The organism is Nonomuraea sp. NPDC050691 (assembly GCF_040654455.1).
In the GTDB taxonomy this organism is placed as follows: Bacteria; Actinomycetota; Actinomycetes; order Streptosporangiales; family Streptosporangiaceae; genus Nonomuraea.
In genome coordinates this window covers 1-20815 of sequence record NZ_JBFAIA010000148.1, presented here as the reverse complement: position 1 = coordinate 20815, position 20815 = coordinate 1, and the positions used below count along the sequence as shown (strand labels likewise).

At 74.2% G+C, this 20815-nt stretch carries 20 protein-coding genes and 2 pseudogenes; 11 read left to right on the top strand and 11 right to left on the bottom strand.

Going from position 1 to position 20815, the window contains the following annotated elements; all coding sequences use genetic code 11:
- A partial coding sequence (locus tag AB0H81_RS34465) for a hypothetical protein (RefSeq protein WP_358383223.1) occupies nt 1–214 on the top strand: 214 nt, incomplete at its 5' end.
- Nucleotides 215–461: 247 nt separating this feature from the next.
- Complete coding sequence (aspS, locus tag AB0H81_RS34460) at nt 462–1733, top strand: aspartate--tRNA(Asn) ligase (RefSeq protein ID WP_358383220.1); 1272 nt, start codon at nt 462–464, stop codon at nt 1731–1733.
- 47 nt (nt 1734–1780) lie between these two features.
- On the opposite strand, the gene AB0H81_RS34455 is transcribed toward aspS, so the two are convergent.
- The 5 genes from AB0H81_RS34455 to AB0H81_RS34435 form a co-directional block, all read right to left on the bottom strand.
- Nucleotides 1781–3349 carry an MFS transporter gene (locus tag AB0H81_RS34455; RefSeq protein ID WP_358383217.1) on the bottom strand — a complete coding sequence of 523 codons (1569 nt, stop codon included), beginning with the start codon at nt 3347–3349 and terminating at the stop codon, nt 1781–1783.
- A complete protein-coding gene (locus AB0H81_RS34450) occupies nt 3346–3996 on the bottom strand; it encodes an LppX_LprAFG lipoprotein (protein ID WP_358383214.1) in 651 nt (216 codons plus the stop codon). The genes AB0H81_RS34455 and AB0H81_RS34450 overlap by 4 nt, the downstream gene beginning before the upstream one ends.
- A gap of 84 nt (nt 3997–4080) precedes the next feature.
- Nucleotides 4081–4539 carry a MarR family transcriptional regulator gene (locus AB0H81_RS34445; RefSeq protein ID WP_358383211.1) on the bottom strand — a complete coding sequence of 153 codons (459 nt, stop codon included), beginning with the start codon at nt 4537–4539 and terminating at the stop codon, nt 4081–4083.
- Between the two features lie 50 nt (nt 4540–4589).
- Nucleotides 4590–4766: a hypothetical protein gene (locus tag AB0H81_RS34440; RefSeq protein ID WP_358383208.1), complete on the bottom strand. Its 177-nt coding sequence runs from the start codon at nt 4764–4766 to the stop codon at nt 4590–4592.
- 13 nt (nt 4767–4779) lie between these two features.
- Nucleotides 4780–5385 carry a 4'-phosphopantetheinyl transferase superfamily protein gene (locus AB0H81_RS34435; protein WP_358383205.1) on the bottom strand — a complete coding sequence of 202 codons (606 nt, stop codon included), beginning with the start codon at nt 5383–5385 and terminating at the stop codon, nt 4780–4782.
- A 132-nt stretch (nt 5386–5517) separates the two neighbouring features.
- On the opposite strand from AB0H81_RS34435, the gene AB0H81_RS34430 reads away from it, so the two are divergent.
- On the top strand, nt 5518–6915 hold the full coding sequence (locus tag AB0H81_RS34430; RefSeq protein WP_358383202.1) for an FAD-binding oxidoreductase: 1398 nt from the start codon (nt 5518–5520) through the stop codon (nt 6913–6915).
- 27 nt (nt 6916–6942) lie between these two features.
- On the opposite strand, the gene AB0H81_RS34425 is transcribed toward AB0H81_RS34430, so the two are convergent.
- Nucleotides 6943–7686 carry a metallophosphoesterase gene (locus AB0H81_RS34425; RefSeq protein ID WP_358383200.1) on the bottom strand — a complete coding sequence of 248 codons (744 nt, stop codon included), beginning with the start codon at nt 7684–7686 and terminating at the stop codon, nt 6943–6945.
- A 70-nt stretch (nt 7687–7756) separates the two neighbouring features.
- Here AB0H81_RS34425 and AB0H81_RS34420 point away from each other — a divergent pair, with 70 nt between their 5' ends.
- The gene (locus AB0H81_RS34420) at nt 7757–9157 is read left to right on the top strand and encodes a PLP-dependent aminotransferase family protein (protein ID WP_358383197.1); all 1401 of its coding nucleotides are present in this window, start codon (nt 7757–7759) and stop codon (nt 9155–9157) included.
- A 321-nt stretch (nt 9158–9478) separates the two neighbouring features.
- On the opposite strand, the gene AB0H81_RS34415 is transcribed toward AB0H81_RS34420, so the two are convergent.
- Both AB0H81_RS34415 and AB0H81_RS34410 read right to left on the bottom strand, forming a co-directional pair.
- Nucleotides 9479–11071 (bottom strand): alpha/beta hydrolase, encoded by a 1593-nt coding sequence (locus AB0H81_RS34415; RefSeq protein ID WP_358383194.1) that lies wholly within the window; start codon nt 11069–11071, stop codon nt 9479–9481.
- A 298-nt stretch (nt 11072–11369) separates the two neighbouring features.
- Nucleotides 11370–12764, bottom strand: coding sequence for an aminopeptidase P family protein (locus tag AB0H81_RS34410; RefSeq protein WP_358383191.1), 1395 nt, complete (start codon nt 12762–12764; stop codon nt 11370–11372).
- Nucleotides 12765–12942: 178 nt separating this feature from the next.
- Between AB0H81_RS34410 and AB0H81_RS34405 the strand changes: the two genes are divergently transcribed.
- The 4 genes from AB0H81_RS34405 (at nt 12943) to AB0H81_RS34390 (ending at nt 16713) form a co-directional block, all read left to right on the top strand.
- Nucleotides 12943–13371 carry a CBS domain-containing protein gene (locus AB0H81_RS34405; protein ID WP_358383188.1) on the top strand — a complete coding sequence of 143 codons (429 nt, stop codon included), beginning with the start codon at nt 12943–12945 and terminating at the stop codon, nt 13369–13371.
- Between the two features lie 39 nt (nt 13372–13410).
- Nucleotides 13411–14049 carry a hypothetical protein gene (locus tag AB0H81_RS34400; RefSeq protein WP_358383185.1) on the top strand — a complete coding sequence of 213 codons (639 nt, stop codon included), beginning with the start codon at nt 13411–13413 and terminating at the stop codon, nt 14047–14049.
- Between the two features lie 118 nt (nt 14050–14167).
- Nucleotides 14168–15025, top strand: a complete 858-nt coding sequence (locus tag AB0H81_RS34395; RefSeq protein ID WP_358383182.1) for a cyclase family protein — start codon at nt 14168–14170, stop codon at nt 15023–15025.
- Nucleotides 15022–16713 (top strand): thiamine pyrophosphate-binding protein, encoded by a 1692-nt coding sequence (locus AB0H81_RS34390; protein ID WP_358383179.1) that lies wholly within the window; start codon nt 15022–15024, stop codon nt 16711–16713. Before AB0H81_RS34395 ends, AB0H81_RS34390 begins: the two co-directional genes overlap by 4 nt.
- Before the next feature lie 70 nt (nt 16714–16783).
- Here AB0H81_RS34390 and AB0H81_RS34385 read toward each other — a convergent pair whose 3' ends face one another.
- The 3 genes from AB0H81_RS34385 to dhaK are packed head-to-tail and all read right to left on the bottom strand — an operon-like array spanning nt 16784 to nt 18851.
- Nucleotides 16784–17149, bottom strand: a complete 366-nt coding sequence (locus AB0H81_RS34385; protein WP_358383176.1) for a phosphoenolpyruvate--protein phosphotransferase — start codon at nt 17147–17149, stop codon at nt 16784–16786.
- Nucleotides 17150–17160: 11 nt separating this feature from the next.
- Entirely contained in the window at nt 17161–17871 is a 711-nt protein-coding gene (gene dhaL / locus AB0H81_RS34380) for a dihydroxyacetone kinase subunit DhaL (protein WP_358383173.1), read from the bottom strand.
- A complete protein-coding gene (gene dhaK / locus AB0H81_RS34375) occupies nt 17871–18851 on the bottom strand; it encodes a dihydroxyacetone kinase subunit DhaK (RefSeq protein ID WP_358383170.1) in 981 nt (326 codons plus the stop codon). The genes dhaL and dhaK overlap by 1 nt, the downstream gene beginning before the upstream one ends.
- 55 nt (nt 18852–18906) lie before the next feature.
- Between dhaK and AB0H81_RS34370 the strand changes: the two genes are divergently transcribed.
- From AB0H81_RS34370 to AB0H81_RS34360, 3 genes and pseudogenes are all read left to right on the top strand, one after another.
- Nucleotides 18907–20115, top strand: a complete 1209-nt coding sequence (locus tag AB0H81_RS34370) for a cytochrome P450 (protein ID WP_358383167.1) — start codon at nt 18907–18909, stop codon at nt 20113–20115.
- Nucleotides 20108–20545, top strand: a pseudogene (locus AB0H81_RS34365) (lysophospholipid acyltransferase family protein); the annotation flags it as partial. The gene AB0H81_RS34370 and the pseudogene AB0H81_RS34365, both read left to right, overlap by 8 nt.
- 179 nt (nt 20546–20724) lie before the next feature.
- Nucleotides 20725–20815: pseudogene (locus AB0H81_RS34360) on the top strand (carbohydrate ABC transporter permease); the annotation flags it as partial.

Here is a 20815-nt window from a genome sequence, read left to right as displayed (position 1 = left end):
CAACGCCACCGACATGAACATCGAGGCGCAGTTCCCCTGGTGGGACCAGGTCGTGCTGGCCGGCGCGCACATGACCGCGCATTCGGCGACGGTGCCGGGCCTCGGCTCGCCAGGCGGGCGGCGGCCTCCGCGACTCGCGCGACGGCCGCCGTACCCGCGCCTGGCCCTAATCGCGTTGCCTCGACCCCGGGCGGCCGCTAGCATCCACGGCTAACACGTTGACGGAGACGAGTAGCCGGGAGACCCGCGGGCCCAGAGAGCCGCCGGCAGCTGCGAAGGCGGTCCCACGCCTCCCGGTGAAGACACTCCCGAGTGCGGGGAGGCAATGCCCCGCCGGCCTGACCCCCGTCACAGGGTCGCCGAGGCCGTCCCGTCATGGGGCGGCGAAAGTGCGGTGGCACCGGGAGCTCCCTTCTCCCCCGCACTCCCAAGGGATCACGCACATCCTCCAAGGAGTTGTGATGATCTCTCGTGTCCTGTCGGCGGAGCTCAAGGAGCACGCCGGCCAGCGAGTGACGATCGCCGGATGGGTCCATCGCCGCCGGCGGCTGAAGTCCGTGTCCTTCCTCCTCGTCCGCGACCGGAGCGGCGTGTCCCAGGTCGTGGTCCCGCCCGAGACGGCCCTCCCGGCCGAGGAGAGCGTCGTGCGGGTCACCGGGCTCGTGACGCCCGGCCCGCAGGCGCCCGGCGGAGCCGAGCTCACCGGCCCCCGGATCGAGGTGCTGGCGGAGCCCGCCAAGGCGCCGCCGTTCGACCTCTACCGGCCCGTCGTCCCGGCCGCGCTGCCGGCCGTCCTCGACCACGCGCCCGTCGCCCTGCGGCATCCGCTGCTGCGCGCGCCGCTGGAGATCTCCGCGGCGAGCGTGGCCGGGTTCCGGGCGGCGCTCGACCGGCTCGGGTTCACCGAGATCCACACGCCGAAGCTCGTCGCCTCGGCCACCGAGTCCGGGGCGGACGTCTTCACCGTCGACTACTTCGGCCGCCCCGCCTACCTCGCCCAGTCACCGCAGTTCTTCAAGCAGGCGATGGTGGGCGTGTTCGAGCGGGTCTACGAGGTGGGGCCGGTGTTCCGGGCCGAGCCGCACGACACCGCGCGGCACCTGGCCCAGTACACGAGCCTGGACGCCGAGCTGGGGTTCGTCCGCGACCACCGTGACGTGATGGCCGTCCTGCGTGAGGCCCTGGCGGGCATGCTGGAGGCGGTACGGCTGCGCGCCGCCCCCGCCGTCGAGGCCCTGGACGTCGCCCTGCCCGAGGTGCCGGCCGAGATCCCGGCCGTCCACTTCACCGAGGCCAAGCGGCTCAGCGGCGAGGACGGCGAGCCGGACCTGTCACCGGCGCAGGAGCGGTGGCTGTCGGAGTGGGCGCGGCGCGAGCACGGGTCGGAGTTCCTGTTCGTCACCGGCTACCCGATGGCCAAACGGCCCTTCTACACGCATCCCGACCCGGCGCGGCCGGGCCGCTCCAACGGGTTCGACCTGCTGTTCCGGGGGCTGGAACTGGTGACGGGCGGGCAGCGGCTGCACCGGCACCAGGACTACCTGGACGCGCTGGCCGCCCGCGGGGAGCCGGTGGAGCCGTACGAGGGGTATCTGCGGGCGTTCGAGCACGGGATGCCGCCGCACGGCGGGTTCGCGATCGGGCTGGAACGCTGGACGGCCCGCCTGACGGGCGCGCCCAACATCCGGCAGGCGGCGCTGTTCCCGCGCGACCTCCACCGCCTCTCGCCCTGACGCGCCGCCCGCCCAGGCGCCGCGCCCGGGCATGAAGATCCGAGGCTTCAGGCGCTCCGCCTGGGCATGAAGACGGCGACCACGGCGCCGATCAGGCACAGCACCGCTGTCACCAGGAACATCTCGGTGTACTCCAGGTGCAGCGCGGCGTCGACCCGGGCCAGGTAGTCCGCCATCCGGCGGGCGTACACCGCCGGGTCGACGCCGAACGGCAGCGGCGTGTCCAGGTGCGCCGTCAGCGACTGGAACCGGTAGAACCCCCAGGCCGACACGCCCGCGATGCCGATCAGCATGCCCATCATCCGGGCCACCACCACGGCGGCCGAGGCCACGCCGTGCTGGGCGGCCGGCGTCACGCGCAGCACGGCGGCCGACACCGGGGCGATGACCAGGCCCAGCCCGAGCCCGGCGATCACCAGGTCGAGGTCCATCTGCGACCGGGCGGCGGCCAGCTCCAGGGGCCAGCGGCTCATCAGCGCGTAGCCGGCCGTGGCGACCAGCAGGCCGGCCACGGCGACGATCCGGTCGCCCAGCCGGCGCGCCAGCAGCCCGCCCGCGAGGGCGCCCACGGGCAGCGCGATCAGGAACCGGCCCAGCACCTGCCAGGCCGCCTCCAGGGCCTCCATCTCCAGCAGCGTCTGCGCGGTGAACTGGACGAACACCATGGTGACGAGCAGCGCCGCGCCGGTCAGGAAGCTGACGCCCAGCGTGGCCAGCAGGGGGCCCTTGCGGGTGCCGGACAGGTCGAGCAGGCGTACGGGGGAGCGGATCTCCCACCAGACGAACAGGGCCCCGGCGAGCAGGCCGGCCCCGATCAGCGGCAGGCCCCAGGGCGGGAGCACGGCCTTGGCCGGGTCCGGGTTGTACAGGCCGGCCACCAGAAGGGCCAGGGCGAGCGCCAGCAGCGCGCCCCCCGTCCCGTCGACACGGGCCGCCGCCGGGGCCTGCGGGCCGCCCGCCACGGCCGGGGCGCGGCGGGGGGAGGGGACGGTGACCTGGACGGCGACGGCGGCGAGGACGGCGAGCGGGACGTTGATCCAGAAGATGGCGTGCCAGCCGCCCAGCTCCACCCCGAGGAACGACGTCCTGGAGATCTTCGCCAGCACCCCGCCGTACAGCGGGCCGAGGGCGCTGCCCAGTTCCTGCGCCGCTCCCACGGCGCCCAGCGCGGCGGGCCGCTCCCGCTCCTCCCACAGGTCGCCGATGAGCGCCATCGTGATCGGCAGCAGCGCGCCGCCCGCCACCCCCTGGATCGTCCGGCCGGCGACCACCATGACCTCGCCGGCCGCCAGCGCCGTCAGCACCGAGCCGAGCGCGAACGCCGCCAGGCAGAGGTGGATGAGGGGCTTGCGGCCGTACCGGTCCGAGAGCCCGCCCAGCAGCGGCATCGCCGCCACGTACCCCAGCAGGAACCCGGTGACCACGGGCGTGACCCGCTCCAGGCGGTTGAGCGGGACGCCGATGTCCTCGGCGATGTCGATGAGGACGGTCACGACCACGTAGGCGTCGAGCGCGGCGAGCAGCACCACCGCGCCGCCGACCCCCAGCGCGACCCCGCGGGCCGCCCGCACCGGCCGTTCCCTGTCGCGGAGCGGCCCCACCACGCGGCCGCTCATCCCGCCGAGGGCGGCGGCGTGATCGTGACCGCCGCGTCGTAGTCGCTGAACGCGACCGTCACCGTGCCGTCCTGCAGCGGCAGCACCACCTTGGTGAGCCGGCTGGTGGCCTTGTCCACCCAGACGGTCCCGTTGACGCCCTGGGTGACGCCCGGCACCAGCGTCCCGAGCACCTGGCCGGAGAACGTCGTCGCGACCCGGTAGGCGCCGTTCTCCTCCGCCTCCACGCGCGGGTCGGCGGCGGTGGCGAGCAACTGGGGGACGCCCTTGTCGCGGTCTAGGATGAGCGACGGGTCGTAGAGCTGCGCCAGCTCCTTACGGGTGAGCTTCTGGAACCCGCCGGTCGGCCCCTTGAAGTGGACGGTGTCGCCGACCAGCGCGAACGTGATCTCCTGGAGGCTGCCGAGCACCTCCAGCGTGATCGTCCCGTCGGCGTCGCCGGCGGCGGTGAGGCGGCCGTCGGCCTGCTTCAGCGGCACCTTCGGCTTGCCTTCGGTGGCGATGGAGAACGTGGCCGACTTGACCGTCTTCATGGCCTCCGACGCCTTCTTCATCAGGTCGGGGCCGGCGGGCAGCTCAGCGCCGCCACCCGACGAACAGGCCGACACGAGCGCGACAAGAACGACGAGCAGCAGCTTTCTCAGCATGAGCGGATCGTAGCGAGCGGCCGGATCCCGCGCGCGGCTCGCCGGTATCGGTTGGGTGTCGGCGTCCGCCGGCACGGCGGTGGGTCAGCGCAGCTTCTTCAGATGCTCGACGATCGGCCGGTAGGCCTTCTCCAGGGCGTCGAGCTGGTCGTCGGTGAGCCGGTCGATGAAGTGCTCGCGGACGCTGGCCACATGGTGGGGCGCCACGCGCTGGATGGTGTCCCAGCCCTCGTCGGTCAGCACCGCGAACGTGCCGCGCCGGTCGTCGCGGCATTCCTCGCGGGACACGAGGCCCTTGGCCTCCATGCGGGAGATCTGGTGCGACAGGCGGCTGCGCGACTGGATCGTGGCGTCGGCCAGATCGCTCATGCGCATGCGCCTGCCCGGGCTCTCCGAGAGGTTGACCAGGATCTCGTAGTCGTTCACGGACAGTGAGTGTTCCTGTAGCTCACGGTCGAGCCGGTGCATGAGCAGCTTGTGCAGGGCCAGCTGGGTGCGCCAGGCACGCTGCTCGGCGGGGGAAAGCCAGCGGGGCGCGCTCATGATCTCCAATCTAGCGCACGCTGAGTGATCCCACCCCGGTGATCGCCGGGCTAGCTGAAGGCCATGACGATCGCGACGCCCACGACGTGCATGATCACCACGGCCGCGATGAGGAAGACGAACACGAACTTCGCGGGTCCGTGCTCGAACGTCTTGCCCTCCTCCAGCGGCTTGCGCGCGGCCACGCGGTCGGCGATCCGCTCCTCGAGGGGCTTCTTGTAGAACATACGTCCAGCCTACCTAGGGAACGCGCAGTCGCCGGGCGGGCAGGTCTGTGACGATGGCCACCACGACGCCCCCCTCGGCCGTCCATTCCAGCACGTGGCGCCCCGTCCAGTCGATCTCGGCGGTGCGCATCCGGTCCAGCGACAGCTCGCCCCGCTTGATCAGCGCCTCCTTACGGGCCCACAGACGGATCAGCTCGTCGTTGCCGCTGACGCGCCGGCGTTCGCCGGGGGACAGCGCGATCTCCGCCAGCGCCGCGTCGAACGGGCCCGCCGGCACGCGCTCCGCGTCCGCGCCCACCCGGCCGTCGCCCGCCGCCGCGCACACGTAGCCCCGCGTGTGGCTGAAGCTGACGCCGAGGGAGGGCGCCTGCTCGATGGACGGCCGGCCGTGGCCGGGGCCGTGGACGTCGCAGTGCTGGAGCAGCGTCAGCTCCTCCGGGCGGGTGCCGAGGGCGGCGGCGGCGCACTGCCGTACGAGCAGGTGGGCCGCGACGAACGCGGCGCGGTCGGCGTCGAACGCGAACCGCGCGGCCCGCTCCTTCTCGACGGGGGTGAGCCAGTCCTCGGGGGCGCGCACCTCGTCGGGGCGTCCCCCCATCGCCACGGGGCCGATCGTCACCCTCGTGATCTTACGACCCCGGGTGGCGTCGCGCATGACCAGGATTTCACCGGCGGGCGACACCCGGCTGATCCCCCCAAAACTAGGATGGATTGATGTCCACCCGGCTCCGGGGGCGGGCGGGGGTGCGCCATGGTTCGGCTGATCAGGCGTGAGCTGGAGGCGCTGCGCGAACGCTGCGCGGGCCGCGTGATCACGGAGCAGGACGCCCTCTACGACTCCGCCCGCGCCGTCTGGAACGGCGCCGTCGACCACCGGCCCGCCGCGATCGTCCGCTGCGCCGGCCCCGGCGACGTGTCGGCGGCGATCAGGTTCGCCCGCGAGGAGGAACTGGAGATCTCGGTACGCGGCGGCGGCCACGACTTCGGCGGCTCCGCCGTGACCTCCGGCGGCCTCATGGTCGACCTGAGCGCGCTGCGCCGCGTCCGCGTGGACCCCGGCACCCGCCGCGCCGTCTGCGAGGGCGGCGCCACCTGGGCCGACCTCGACGCCGCCACGCAGGCGTACGGCCTGGCCACGCCCGGCGGCACCGTCAGCCACACCGGCGTCGGCGGGCTGACCCTCGGCGGCGGGTTCGGCTGGCTGACCCGGACGCACGGCCTCACGGCCGACAACCTGATGTCGGCCGACGTGGTGCTGGCGGGAGGCGAGTACGTCCACGCCTCGCCCCGTGACCACCCCGACCTGTTCTGGGCCCTGCGGGGCGGGGGCGGCAACTTCGGCGTCGTCACGGGCTTCACCTTCCGGCTGCACCCGGTGGGGCCCGAGGTCCACCTCGCGCTCCTGTTCTGGGAGATCGAGCGCGGGACGGAGGCGCTCGCGGCGGCCGAGGAGACGATCGCCGGGCTGCCCCGGCGCGCCGGGGTGCTGACGGCGTGCGGCCTGACCGCGCCGCCGCTGCCGTTCGTGCCGCCGGAACACCGGGGCCGGCTCGGCCACGCGCTCCTGATCGCGGGCTTCGGCTCGGCTCAGGAGCACGCGGCGACGGCCGCGCGGGCGGCGGGGGCGCTGCGGCCGCTGTTCACGTTCGCCGAGGCCATGCCGTACACGCGGCTGCAGACGTTCCTGGACGACACCGCCCCGTGGGGCGTCCACGCCTACGAGAAGGCGCTGGACGTGATCGGGATCGGCCCCGAGGCGGCGGCCACGCTGGGCGAGCAGGCCGCGCGCAAGACCTCGCCGATGTCGTTCATGCCGTCGTTCCGGCTCGACGGGGCGTTCTCGGACATGGACGACACCGCCACCGCCTACGGCGGGTCGCGCGCGCCGCACCACACGCTGTCCTTCATGGCGCTGACGCCGTCGCCCGAGGCGCTGCCGGCCGGGCGGGCGTGGTCGCGGGCCGCCTGGCAGGCGATGCTCCCGTACGCGACGGGCACCGGGTCATACGTGAACTTCCAGGTGGAGGCGGACGCGGACCGGGTGCGCGGCGCGTACGGGGGGGACAAGTACGCCCGGCTGGCGGCGGTGAAGGCGATCTACGACCCGGACAACGTCTTCCACCTCAACCCCAACATCCGCCCCTCCTGACGGCCGTCTCCCGGGAGCGCCGGGGAGTCACGGCACCGTCCGGTAGGTCGTCTGGAAGAGGCCGTCGTCGTCGAGGACGTGGAAGGCCAGGGACGGCGGGACGTCGTGATCGACCACCTCCGGCCCCGGTTCCCACGGCAGCCTCAGACTGTTGACCACGCCCGGGGCCGAGCGCAGCGGGCGGCCGCCCAGGGACGAGGCGACCGCCGCGTGACAGTGGCCGAAGAGGATCGCGGCGACGTTGGGGCGTCCGGCCACCAGGTCGGCGAGGCGCTCCGGGCCCCGCTGGCCGATGGAGTCCAGGTAGGGGTGGTGCAGGGCGACCGGCTGGTGGTGGAAGGCGACGAACACCGGCACGTCGTCAGGTGTCTCGTCCAGCGCTCCGGCCAGCCAGTCGAGGGTCTCGTCGGCCAGGTGGCCGCCGTCCTCTCCGGGGATGGTCGAGTCGCACAGCGCGAACACGGCCTTGGGCGTCCGGTGGAGCCGGTTGATCGGGCCGTCGCCAGGCGCCTCGTCCAGGAGCACGCGGCGGAACTCCGCCCGGTCGTCGTGGTTGCCCGGGCAGAAGAACGTGGGATGGCGCAGGTCGAGCAGCTTGCGCGCGTCCTCGTACTCGGCCGCCAGGCCGTGGTCGGCGACGTCGCCGGTGACCAGGACCGCGTCCAGGTCGTACGGCAGGTCGTTCAGGAACTCCGCGACCTTCCGCGTGCGCTGGACGCTGCGCGGCTCCCCGTCGAGGTGCGTGTCGCTGAGGTGGGCCACCACGATCATGGCTGTTGTCCTTCCGTCGTCTGTGACGGGACGTTACCGGCACACTGGACCAGCCTTAAGATCCGGTCGTATGCCGGAACATTGGGCCAGTTGGGATCTGCATGTCGAGCTGGGAGCCGAGGGCGGGCGGCGCCGCCGCCTGGAGGACGCCCTGCGCGAAGCCGTCAGGGCGGGCCGGCTGTCCCCCGGCGCGCGCCTGCCCTCGACCCGGGGGCTGGCCCATCAGCTCGGCCTGGCCCGGGGCACCGTCAGCGCCGCCTACGACCAGCTCGCCGAGGAGGGCTACCTGACGATCCGCGCCGGATCGGGCACCACCGTCGCCGACATACCCCAGCCCGCGCCGGCGTCCGCTGGCCGGCCCGCCACGCCGGCCACGCCCCGCCATGACCTGCGCCCCGGGCTTCCCGACATCAGCGCCTTCCCCACGCGGGCCTGGCTCGCCGCCACCCGCCGCGTCCTCGGCGCCGCACGGCCGGAAGTCTTCGGCGCCGGCGACCCGCAAGGCCGCGTGGAGCTGCGCACCGCGCTCGCCGGCTACCTCGGCCGCACCCGGGGCGTGGTCGCCGGCCCGGAGCGGATCGTGATCGTCTCCGGCTACTACCAGGGGCTGAGCCTGCTCAGCGGCGTGCTCGCCGCGGCCGGAACCCGTACCGTCGCCGTGGAGGACCCGGGCCACAACCTCTTCCGCGACGCCGTGCGCCGCGCCGGACTCACCACCCTGCCCCTGCCCGTCGACCACCACGGCGCCCAGGTCGACGCGCTCACCCCGGACACGGGGGCGGCGTTCCTCACGCCCACCCACCAGTACCCGACCGGTGTGCCGCTGCACGCCAGACGCCGCCAGGCGCTGAGCGCCTGGGCCCGGGCCACCGGAGCGGTGATCGTCGAGGACGACTACGACGGCGAGTACCGCTACGACCGCCAGCCCGTCGGCGCCCTGCAGGGCACCGCCCCCGACCACGTCGTGTACTGCGGCACCGCCTCCAAGACCCTCGGCCCCGCCCTCCGCCTGGCCTGGATGGTCCTGCCGCCCCGCCTGGCGCTCCCGGTCGTGCGGGCCAAGCAGGCGGCCGACCTGTACACCGAGACCCTGGGCCAGCTCGTCCTCGCCGACCTGATCACCTCACACGCCTACGACCGCCACATCCGCGCCGCCCGGCTGCGCTACCGCAGACGCCGCCACCTCCTCCTCGACCGCGTCGCGGCCCTGCCGGGCCTGACCGCCCACGGAGTCCCCGCCGGCCTGCACACCCTCGTCACCCTCGACCCGTCGGGAAGCTCCACCGAGGACCGGCTCCTGGCCGCCTGCGCCCGGCAGGGCGTCGCCCTGCGCGGCCTCACCGAACTCCACCACGACGCCGCGGGCCGCCCTCAGGGCGTCCTCGTCGGCTTCGCGGCCCCGGCCGAACGCGCCTACCCCGCCGCCCTCGACGCCCTGACGACAGCCCTCGCCGGGGCTTGCGGTTCGTGACGCCGGCCTGGCCCGGGGCGTTCGGAGCGGAAGTCGCCGCCACGCCGTACGGGGAGGCGGACGTCGTCATGCCGGTGCCCTCGGACCGGGCAGCGGTGCGAGCGCTCCCCGGCCACCCCAGGCGGCCGCGTGCCCCGCTCCCTGGCCGGACAGCGGTCCAGCGGCCCGTCAGTGCAGGGCCGAACCTACCGGAGGACGCCGACCACGTCCCTGAGCGAGAACCTACGGGGGGTGTCCCGGGGTGAGGCTAGAGGGAGTGTCCCGGGGTGAGGCCTTGGGGAGGTGACGTCCCCCGAAGGAGACGTCACCTCGTGAAGTGCCTTATCGCGCCAGGTTGTACGTGTAGCCCGGGAGTCCGGGCAGGGGGCCGAGCGGCTGCCGCCTGGCGAGCGGCGTCACCTCGGCCGGGGGCAGCGCCGGGCAGCGCGCGCCCTTCGCCGGGACGGTCAGCGAGACCAGGTAGCCGTCGAACGCCTGCGTCGGGCAGTCGCCGCGGCCGTAGATCCCGTGCCCCCAGCCCTCGTACGTCAGCAGCCGGGCCTCGCGGCCGATCTGCCGCGCGGCGTTGACCGCCCACGGGTAGGCGGTCGCGGGGTCGTGCAGGGCGTTGCCGAGCAGCAGCGTGGGACTGCCGTCGACGCGGAGCCGGTGCTGCGGGTCGGGGATCGGGGTGGGCTGGCCGAGGCAGGCGGCCGTCAGCGGCTGCGCCGCGGCGCTCACCAGCATGTCGGGCGCGATGGCCATCGACCGGCGCAGGTGCCGGGCGTACTCGCGGTAGTCGCGGACGGGCAGCAGGTAGTCCTGGCAGAAGACCTGGCTCGCGTCGTTGACCGTCTCCGGCGGGTCGTCAGCCGCCGGGGCCATGATGGGCCGCGCCGTGCCGGTCCCGCTGTCGAGCGCCGCGAGGAACTCGGCCAGCTCCTTCCACGCGGGGCCGTAGAAGGCGCCGAACGCCTGCGAGATCAGGTCGAGCCTGCTCAGCTTCACCTCGGGCTCCCCGGGCAGGGACAGCTCGCCCCGGGCGGCCCGCGCCAGCAGGCCGTGCCAGACGGCACGCACGTCCCTGCCGTGCAGCGCGCACGATGCCGTGCGGTCGCACCAGGAGACGAACTCGTCGAAGGAGTCCTGGGAGGCCCACGCCTCCGTGTCGATGAAGGCCGCCGTGCCGAGGCTGTGGTCCATGTTGCTGTCGAGGGCCAGCGCGCGCACGCGCCTGGGGTAGCGCTCGGCGTAGAGCTGGCCGATCAGGGTGCCGTACGAGACGCCGTAGTAGGTGAGCTTGTCGTCGCCGAGCGCGGCGCGCAGGGCGTCGAGGTCGCGCACCACGCTGCCCGTGTCGACGTGGTCGAACAGCGGCCCGGTGCGGGAGCGGCAGTCGTTCCGGTAGCGCTCGTTGTGGGCCAGCAGGGCGTCGAACTCGGCCTGGCTCTTCAGCTCCAGCGGGTCGGGCGCCTGGGTGGCCAGCGCGTACGAGCATGTGATCGGGTGGCTGCGGGCGACGCCACGCGGGTCGAACCCGACGACGTCGAAGCGGCGGGTGATCTCCGGCGTGAAGCCGAGCCAGTCCCGCAGGACGGCGGTCACGCCGGAGCCGCCCGGGCCGCCGGGGTTGATCACCACGGAGCCGATCCGGGCCGAGGGGTCGGTCGCCTTGCGCCGGGCCAGCGCCAGCTCGATCGTCCCACCGGCCGGCCTGCTCCAGTCGACGGGCACGGTGAGCGTGCCGCACTCGACGGCCGGGTCCTCGGCGCAGGGCGCCCAGGCGACGGCGGCGGCACCACTGGAGGCGCCGCCGGCGGTGGCGGCGGCTCCACCTGCCGACGCCGACGCCGACGCTGCCGAGGTCGACGCGACCGGCAGGGCGACGGCCACGACGGAGAGGAGGACGGTGAGGATCAGGAGGGGTCTTCGCACGGCGAGTCCAATCGTCGGGGACCCGATCATCGACCAGATCCCCCGACAAGGGCATCAGACTCCGGTATGAAATCCATGTCATACCTGCGGCGGTGGGCCCGCGGGCCCGATTGCTCTCCAGAGGCCGCTCCCGCGGGGGAGCGGCGGGCCGGCCGGCCGCCGGACAGCGGCCCCTCGCGGGTCCTCCGAGTGCTGAGGGCGGGCCCTCCCGAAGACGGGCGGCGGGTCCTCCGAGGGCGGGCCCTCCTGAAGACGGGCGGCGGTCCTTCCGGGCGCGAAGGCGGCGCGTGACCCCGGTTCAGCCCAGCAGCGACGCCATCCAGGACTCGACCTCGTCCGCCCGGCGCGGCAGGGCGTCCGACATCAGACGGGCGCCGTCCGACGTGATCACGAGATCGTCCTCGATGCGGACGCCGAGGCCGCGGAACTCCTCCGGCAGCGTGAGGTCGTCCGGCTGGAGGTACAGGCCCGGCTCGACGGTCAGCACCTGCCCCTCCTCCAGCACCCCGTCCAGGTACGTCTCGGCCCGCGCCCGCGCGCAGTCGTGGACGTCCAGGCCCAGCATGTGGCCGCTGCTGCACAGCGTGTACCGCCGGTACAGGCCCGACTCCATGAGCGCGTCCACCGGGTCCTTCAGCAGCCCCCAGTCGCGCAGCCCCTCGGAGATGACGCGCATGGCGGCCAGGTGGAAGTCGCGGAAACGGGCGCCCGGCCGGAGCGTCGCGATGGCGGCCTGCTGCGCCTCGTACACCAGGTCGTACACCTGCCGCTGCACCGTGCCGAAGCGGCCCGACAGCGGCAGGGTGCGCGTGACGTCGGCCGTGTACAGCGTGTCGGTCTCGACGCCCGCATCGAGCAGCAGCAGGTCGCCGTCGCGCAGCCGCCCGTCGTTGCGGATCCAGTGCAGCACGCAGGCGTGGGCACCGGAGGCCACGATGCTCTCGTAGCCCACCGCGTTGCCCTCCAGCCGCGAGCGCAGCCCGAACACGCCCTCCAGGTACCGCTCGCCGCGCGGATGACGGAGCGCCGCCGGCAGGGCGCGCACCACGTCCTCGAAGCCGCGCGACGTGGCATCCACGGCCGCCTGCAGCTCGCCGACCTCCCACTCGTCCTTGACCAGCCGCATCTCGGCCAGGAACGACTCCAGCTCGGCGTCGCCCCCGCCGGACGGCACCAGGGCGTCCACCCGGGCGTCCACGCCGCGCAGCACCCTGGCCGGCCCCTTGAGGTCGAGGTCGCGGATGTGCGCGCACTCCACCTGGTACAGCAGCGCCGCCTCCGCCAGGTCGGGCCGCCGCCCCACCCAGAACTCGCCGTAGCGCCGGTCGCGGTAGAACTCCTCGCCCTCCTCGCGCGGCGAGCGCGGCCGGAGGTACAGCGTGGCCTCGCCGGACGGCTCCACGACGAGCACGTCGTCCGGCTCGCCCGCGCCCGTCAGGTACGCGTACGCGCTGTGCGGCCGGAACCGGTGGTCGCAGTCGTTGCTGCGCGTCTTCAGCGTGCCGGACGGCACCACCAGCCGCTCGCCCGGGAAGCGGGCCGCCAGCGCGGCGCGGCGCTTGGCCGCCCACGGCGCCACCGGCAGCGGCTCCACGTCGGCGCGCCGGGTGTCGGCCCAGCCCGTACGCATGAACGCGGCCAGCGCCTCGGTGACGGGCAGGTCGTGGCTTCCGGTGTTGAGCTGTTCGGTCATGGGAGGGGGTCCTGACGGCTGGTGCGGGCGGCCCTCCCGGGCGGGAAGGGCCTCTGGTACGCAGGCAGCCTACGGGAACCCTTGACGGTGTCCCCACTGGGTTGCTTGCCTGGTAGACACCCCGTCCGGCGGGTTGGCGACGGCGTCCGGCGGGTAACTGAGAGCCGAGGTGGTGCACATGCTCGTCAAGACGATCCTGCGCAACAAGGGGAGCCAGGTGACGACCGTGCCCCCTGAGGCGACGGTCCGTGAGCTGCTGGCGGCGCTGGCCGAGCACAACATCGGTGCCGTGGTGGTCTCCTCCGACGGCGCCACGATCACCGGGATCGTGTCCGAACGCGACATCGTGCGTCACCTGCACGACCGGGGCGCCGAGATCCTGGAGCAGCCCGTCTCGTCGATCATGACGTCCGAGGTGCGGACCGTCAGCATGGGCGACAACGTCGACCAGCTGCGCAAGACGATGACGACTCACCGCTTCCGGCACGCTCCGGTCCTCGACGAGGGACGGCTCGCGGGCATCGTGAGCATCGGCGACGTGGTGAAGAGCGCGATCGAGGAGCTGGAGACGGAGAAGGCGTCGCTGGTCGACTACCTTCACCGGTGACGCACGTCCGGGCGTTGACACGGGTGGGACGCTTGTCCGGTGATGTACGGACCTGACCACCCGGGCGACTATCCGCGGGCGTCCAGCAGCCCGACGGTCATCCTGCTGGTGTCGGGCCTGACCGGTCTGGTGGGGTTCGTCCTCGGGTACGTCATGGGGTTCGGCGCGACGGAGACGGCCGCCGAGCCCCTGCCGCGCATGACGGTGCGGATGGAGCCGCCCTCGGAGCCCACCGGGCAGTCGCCCATCGCCGGCTCACCGTTCGCCCAGTCACCGTTCGCCCAGTCACCGTTCGCCCAGTCACCGTTCGCCCAGTCACCGTTCGCCGAGTCGCCCTCCGTCCCGTCACCCGGCACGCCGCCGTCCGGGGCGCCCCTGGCCGCCGACGCGCCCGCCGCGCCGTCCCCGGGCGCTCCCCTCGCGACCGCCTTCCGCCAGGAGCCTGCGGGCGCGCGCCGCACGCTCGTGGTGGGCGTGGACATCCAGCCGGGCGCCTACCGGACGTCCGGCCCCGTCGAGGGCCAGCCCATGTGCTACTGGGCGCGCCTGAGGAGCACCGCGGCGCGGGCCGACGACGTCATCACGGCCGACATGCCCCGCGGCCCGGCCACCGTCGTCATCGCTCCGACGGACAAGGCGTTCCAGACCTTCGGCTGCGCCGGGTGGTCCCCCGCCTGAGGCGGGTCCCCGGGGGGACCCGGCGTGCGCAACAGCCCGGCCCCGGGCGCACCCCCTGCCGCGGCGCCCGACCCGACGCGCGGGCGCTGCTCGACCTGGAGCGGGGCGGCGTAGGAGGATGCACCCAGGCGACCCCGAGGAGGACGACATGCCGGTGCTGCGGAGTCTCATCGAGAGCGTGCGCGACGGGCGGATCGAGGTGATCGACCTGACCGCGCCCCTGTCCGAGGAGACGCCCATCCTCCGGCTGCCCGAGCCGTTCGGCAACACCATCCCGTTCCGGCTGGAGGAGATCAGCCGCTACGACGACCGCGGCCCGGGCTGGTACTGGAACGACATCCACACCGGCGAGCACACGGGCACCCACTTCGACGCGCCCATCCACTGGGCCACGGCCCGCGACGGCGAGGACGTCTCCCAGGTGCCGCCGCGCAGCCTGCTCGCCCCGGCCGTCGTGCTCGACTTCTCCGCCGAGGCGGGCAAGGACCCCGACTTCCTGCTCCAGATCGCCCACGTCAAGGAGTGGGAACGGGCCAACGGGCCGCTGCCCGAGGGCGGGTGGCTGCTCTACCGCACCGGCTGGGACTCCCGCTCGGGTGACCAGGCCGCGTTCCTGAACGCCGACGAGACCGGCCCCCACACGCCGGGCGTCTCGGTGGAGTGCGCGCGCTGGCTCGCCGAGGAGACCCCCGTCCTCGGGCTCGGCGTCGAGACCGTCGGCACCGACGCGGGCGCGGCCCACTCCTTCGACCCGGCCTTCCCCTGCCACTCGTTCCTGCTGGGCGCCGGCAAGTACGGCCTGACCCAGCTGCGCAACCTGGACCGGCTCCCGGTCACCGGCGCCGTGGTGATCGCGCCGCCGCTGCCCATCGTCGGCGGCTCCGGCAGCCCCGTCCGCGTCCTCGCCCTCGTCGAACACGAGACCTCCGCCGGACAGCCGACCCCCGCCGGAAACGAGACCGGGCAGGCCGGATGATCGTCGCCGAGGCGGTCGGGCGGACGCTCGCCTCACTCGGCGCCGAGGCCGTCTTCGGCGTCGTCGGAAGCGGCAACTTCCACGTCACCAACGCCCTCGTGGCGCACGGCGCGCGCTTCGTCGCCACGCGGCACGAGGGCGGCGCGGCCACGGCGGCCGACGCCTACGCCCGTACCAGCGGCAAGGTCGGGATCGTGTCGGTCCACCAGGGACCGGGCCTGACCAACGCGATGACGGGCGTCGCCGAGGCCGCCAAGAGCCGCACCCCGCTGGTCGTGCTCGCGGGCGAGGTCACCGACGCCCGCTCCAACTTCCACATCGACCAGGACGCCCTGGCACGGGCCGTCGGCGCGGTGCCGCTGCGGATCTCCTCCGGGGCCGACGCTGTCGACCAGACGGTCACCGCCTTCCGCACCGCCTGGGACGAGCGGTGCACGGTCCTGCTCAACCTGCCGCTCGGCGCACAGGCGGACGCCGTGGCGTGGCGGGGGCCGCTGGGCGAGTTCCTGGACCAGATCGTCGCCGCCGGGCGCGCCGCGGTGGTGGCGCCGCATCCCGCGCACACCGTGCCCCACGCCCGCGACGTCGCGGAGGTGGCGGGCCTGCTCGCCTCGGCGCGGCGGCCCGTGTTCGTCGCCGGGCGCGGAGCCCGCCACGCCCGGCGCGAGCTGGAGGAGCTGGCCGGCCTCACCGGCGCCCTGCTCGCCACCTCCGCGGTCGCGCGCGGGCTGTTCCGGGGCAGTCCGTGGGACCTGGACGTGAGCGGCGGGTTCGCGACGCCGGTGGCCGCCGAGCTGATCCGCGGCGCCGACCTCCTCATCGGCTGGGGCTGCGTCCTGAACATGTGGACCACCCGCCACGGCGCCCTCATCGGGCCGGACACGACGCTCGTCCAGGTCGACCTCGACGACGCCGCGATCGGGCTGCACCGGCCCGTACGCCTGGGCGTCATCGGCGACACGGCCGCCACGGCCCGCGAGGTGATCGCCGCCGTCACCGGTGAGGGGGCCCGGGAGCCGGACGGCGAGCGGGGCTACCGGTCGCCGGAGACGGCCGCGCGCATCGCGGCCGAGGGCCGGTGGCGCGCCGTGCCGTACACCGACGAGAGCGGCGGCGGCCGGATCGACCCCCGCACGCTGACCATCGCCCTGGACGACCTGCTGCCCGCCGAGCGCACCGTGGCCGTCGACTCGGGCAACTTCATGGGCTACCCGTCGATGTTCCTGGACGTGCCCGACGAGCGGGGCTTCTGCTTCACCCAGGCGTTCCAGTCGGTCGGGCTGGGGCTCGCCACCGCCATCGGCGCGGCCGTCGCGCGGCCCGACCGGCTCACGGTCGCCGCCCTGGGCGACGGCGGCGCGCTCATGGGCGCGTCCGAGCTGGAGACCGTCGTGCGGCTCGGGCTGCCCATGGTGGTCGTGGTGTACGACGACGAGGCGTACGGGGCGGAGGTCCACCATTTCGGGCCGCACGGGCACCCGCTCGGGCTGGTGACGTTCCCCCCGGCCGACCTGGCGGCGATCGGCAGGGGGTACGGGTTCGACGCGGTCACCGTGACGGAGCCGGGGGACCTGTCGGGCGTCGCAGAATGGCTGGAGGGGCCTCGTGAGCGGCCCCTGCTCGTCCATGCCCGGGTGACCCGGGATCGGGCGTCGTGGTGGCTGGAGGAGGCGTTCAGAGGCCACTGAGACGTCCTGAGGGACCCGCCGAAGGCTCGCTCGGCTCGGCTTGCCGTCCAGCTCGGCTTCTCGCCCGGCTTCAGGTCAGTTTTCGGAAGCCGCGGGCCTCCTCGGCCGCCTCCAGGACCGCCTCCAGCGGCAGGTCCGCGCTCGCGGCCACCGCCGCGGCGATCGCGCCCTCCACGAACGGCACGTCGGCCAGCACCACCCGGCCCGGCTCCTCCACCAGGCGGGCCGTCAGCACCGAGCTGCCCAGGTCGGCGATCAGCACCAGGCCGTCGCCCTGGTCGGCGGCGCGCATCGCCCGCTCCACGAGATCCACGCTGGTGCCCAGGCCGCCGTCCTCGGTGCCCCCGGCCGCCGTCACGGGGACCGCGTCCCCGGCGATGCCCCGGGCCAGCGCGGCCGTCTCGTCCGCCAGCCCGGCGCTGTGCGCGACCAGCACCACGCCGACCATCAGCCGGCCGCCGTCCGGGAGGCCGCGGCGGCCAGCGCGGCCACGATCAGCGCCGCCGACGCCGCGCCCGGATCCTCGTGCCCCACGCTGCGCTCGCCCAGGTAGCTCGCCCGCCCCCGGCGCGCCGTCATCGGCACCGTCGCCCTCGCCCCCTCCGCCGCCGCCTGCGCCGCCCGCTCAAGCGCCTGCGGTGTCTCCAGCCCGTCCCGTACGGCCTTGGACAGCGCGCGGGACGCGGGGGCCAGCGCGTCGATCATCGTCTTGTCGCCCGCGGCGGCCTTGCCGAGCCGCTCCACCGCCACGACGCCCGTGCCGAACGCCTCGGCCAGCGCGGCCGGCGTCACCGCGGCGCCCGGCGCCCCGATCATCTCCAGCGCCTTGCCCATCTGCCGGAACGCCGAGCCGTACAGGGGGCCGGAGGCGCCGCCCACGCGGCGGATCAGCGTCGCGCCCGCCGTCGTGAGCGCCTGCGCGGGCGAGGCCGGCGGCGTCTCCCGCAGCGCCCGGAGGACCTCGGAGAAGCCGCGGTCGAGGTTCGTGCCGTGGTCGGCGTCGCCGATGGCGGCGTCCAGCTCGGTCAGCCGGTCCCGCTGCCGGGCGATCTCACCGGCCGCCTCCTCCAGCCAGGCCACGAAGAACGCGGTGTCCAGCCCGCCGCCGCTCCCGCCGTCCGATCCCGCGCCCGTCCCGCCGTCCGGTCCCGCGTCCATCAGCGTCCCCAGCGCAGCGCCGGAGTCTCGACCGGCGCGTCCCACAGTCGCGTCAGCTCGTCGTCCAGCCGGCACACCGTCACCGAGAAGCCCTGCATGTCCAGGCTCGTCACGTAGTTGCCGACGAGCGAGCGCGCCACCCGCGCCCCCTTGCCTCGCGCGTACGCCTCCACCTCGGCGAAGACCACGTACAGCTCCAGCAGCGGCGTCCCGCCCATGCCGTTCACCATGACGAGCAGGTCGCCCTCCAGCGGCAGGTCACCGTGGACCGCGTCCATCGCCACCGCCGCCAGCTCCCTGGCCGGGGCGAGCGGCGCCCGGCTGCGGCCCGGCTCGCCGTGGATGCCGATGCCCAGCTCCACCTCGCCCGCCGGCAGGTCGAACGTCGGCTTGCCGGCCGCGGGCGTCGTGCAGGAGGTGAGCGCGATGCCGAACGAGCGGCTGCGCCGCCCCGTCTCCTCCGCCACGCGCGCCACCTCGGCCAGCGGCGCGCCCTCCTCGGCCCGCGCGCCCGCGATCTTCTCGACGAACACCGTCGCCCCCGTGCCGCGCCGTCCCGCCGTGTACAGCGAGTCCTGGACGGCCACGTCGTCCTCGACGAGCACGCTCGCCACCGTGACGTCCTCGCACAGCTCGGCGGCCATCTGGAAGTTCAGCACGTCGCCGGTGTAGTTCTTCACGACGTGCAGCACGCCCGCGCCGCCGTCGACCGCCCGGGTCGCCTCCATGATCTGGTCGGGCACCGGTGAGGTGAACACCTCGCCCGGACAGGCCGCGTCCAGCATGCCGTGCCCGACGAAACCGGCGTGCAGCGGCTCGTGCCCCGAGCCGCCGCCGGAGACCAGCCCGACCTTGCCCCGGAGCGGCGCCTCGGCGCGCAGAACCACACGGTCGCGCACCCGCAGCCCCGGATGCGCCGCGGCCATGCCGGTCAAGGCGTCGTCGACCAGCGACTCCGCGGCGTTGATGAGCTTCTTCATGGTCACAACATGTGCCCGTTTTCAACCCCCGGCAAGCGTCGTAGCGTGGTGAGGCGTGGAGCCTCCCAGCCTCGCCTACGATCCGTACGACCCGGCCGTCAACGCGGACCCGTTCCCGGTCTACGCGCGGTTACGGGCCGAGTCGCCGCTGTACCACAACCCGGAGCGCGGCTTCTGGGCGCTGTCCCGCCACGCCGACGTCTCCGCCGCGCTGGCCGACAGCGTCCGATACTCGAGCGACCACGGTCCCATGCTCGACCGGGGCGCGTGGGGGCCGGGGGCGCGCGCCTACCTGTCGTTCGTCGCCATGGACCCGCCCGACCACACCCGCATGCGGGCGATCGTCGCGCGCGGCTTCACCGCCCGCCGCGTCGCCGGCCTCGAACCCATGATCCGCGATCTCGCCCGCGCGTACGTGGCGCGGGCCGTGGAGAAGGGCTCCTTCGACTTCGCGCAGGAGCTGTCGGCCCGGATCCCGCTCGACGTGATCTCCGAGCTGATGGGGGTGCCGCCGTCCGACCGGGCCGACGTGCGCCGCCGCTCGGCGCCGCTGACCGGCCCGTCCGGGGACGGGGCCCGCGGGCCGGGGGCGATCTCGGAGGAGGCCGTGCGCGGCCTGCTCTCCCTGGGCGAGTACTACGCCTCGATCGTGGCCGAACGCCGGGCCGCGCCGCGCGACGACCTCGTCTCCGTGCTCGTCGCCGACGGCGGGCTGAGCGACGAGGAGATCGTGGCGTTCATGTTCCTGCTCGTGGGCGCCGGCTCCGAGACCACCACCCACCTGCTCAACGCCGCGTGGTACTGGGCCTGGCGCAACCCCGCCCAGCGCGCCGCCGCGTTCGGCGGGGCGGTCGTCCCGTGGATGGAGGAGACGCTGCGCTACGACACCCCCGCGCACGGCACGGCCCGCCGCCTCACCGAGCCCACCGAGCTGCACGGCACGCTCCTGCCGGCCGGGACGAGGATGTGGCTGCTCGTCGGCTCCGCCAACCGCGACGAGCGGGTCTTCCCCGAACCCGGCGCCTACGACCTGACCCGCGACACCTCCAGGGCGATCAGCTTCGGCGCGGGCCGCCACTACTGCCTCGGCGCGCCGCTGGCCCGGCTGGAGGCGCGGGTCACGCTGGAGGAGCTCGTGCGGGCCGTGGATCCCGGCTACGACCTGGACCCCGGCGGCATCGTGCGCACCGCGCACGCCAACGTCCAGGGGATGGTCCGGCTGCCCACCAGGGTGAAACCTAGGCTACCTTCGGCACATGGCTGAGATCGTGTATCCGCCGGTGATCGCCGCCGCGCGGACCCTCTTTCGCGTGCTCGACGTCCGCTTCCACCTCGAGGGGACCGAGCACGTGCCGCGGACCGGGGGAGCGGTGCTGGTGAGCAACCACATCAGCTACCTCGACTTCATCTTCGCGGGGTTCGCCGCGCTGCCCTCCAAGCGGCTGGTGCGCTTCATGGCCAAGCAGGACGTGTTCGAGCACCGGATCTCGGGGCCGCTCATGCGCGGCATGCACCACATCCCGGTCGACCGCGGGGCGGGGGCCGGCTCGTACGCGACGGCGCTGCGCAAGCTCAAGGCGGGCGAGGTGGTGGGCGTCTTCGCCGAGGCGACGATCAGCCGGTCGTTCACGGTCAAGGAGATCAAGAACGGGGCCATCCGCATGGCTCAGGCCACCGGTGTGCCGGTCATCCCGGTGGCGCTGTGGGGCAGCCAGCGGCTGTGGACCAAGGGCCGGCCCAAGGCGCTGACGCAGCGGCACGTGCCCGTCACGATCTTGGTGGGGGAGCCGATGCACCCCAAGCGCGGCGAGGACGTCAACGCGCACACGATCGACCTGCACGATCGGCTGACGGGCCTGGTGGACCGGGCGCCGGTGACCGGCACCTGTTCTTCTGGCTGCTCACCAACCGGATGGCCCCGCCGGCCGTGTTCCTGCTGCCGTTCTTCCAGATCTACCAGAGCG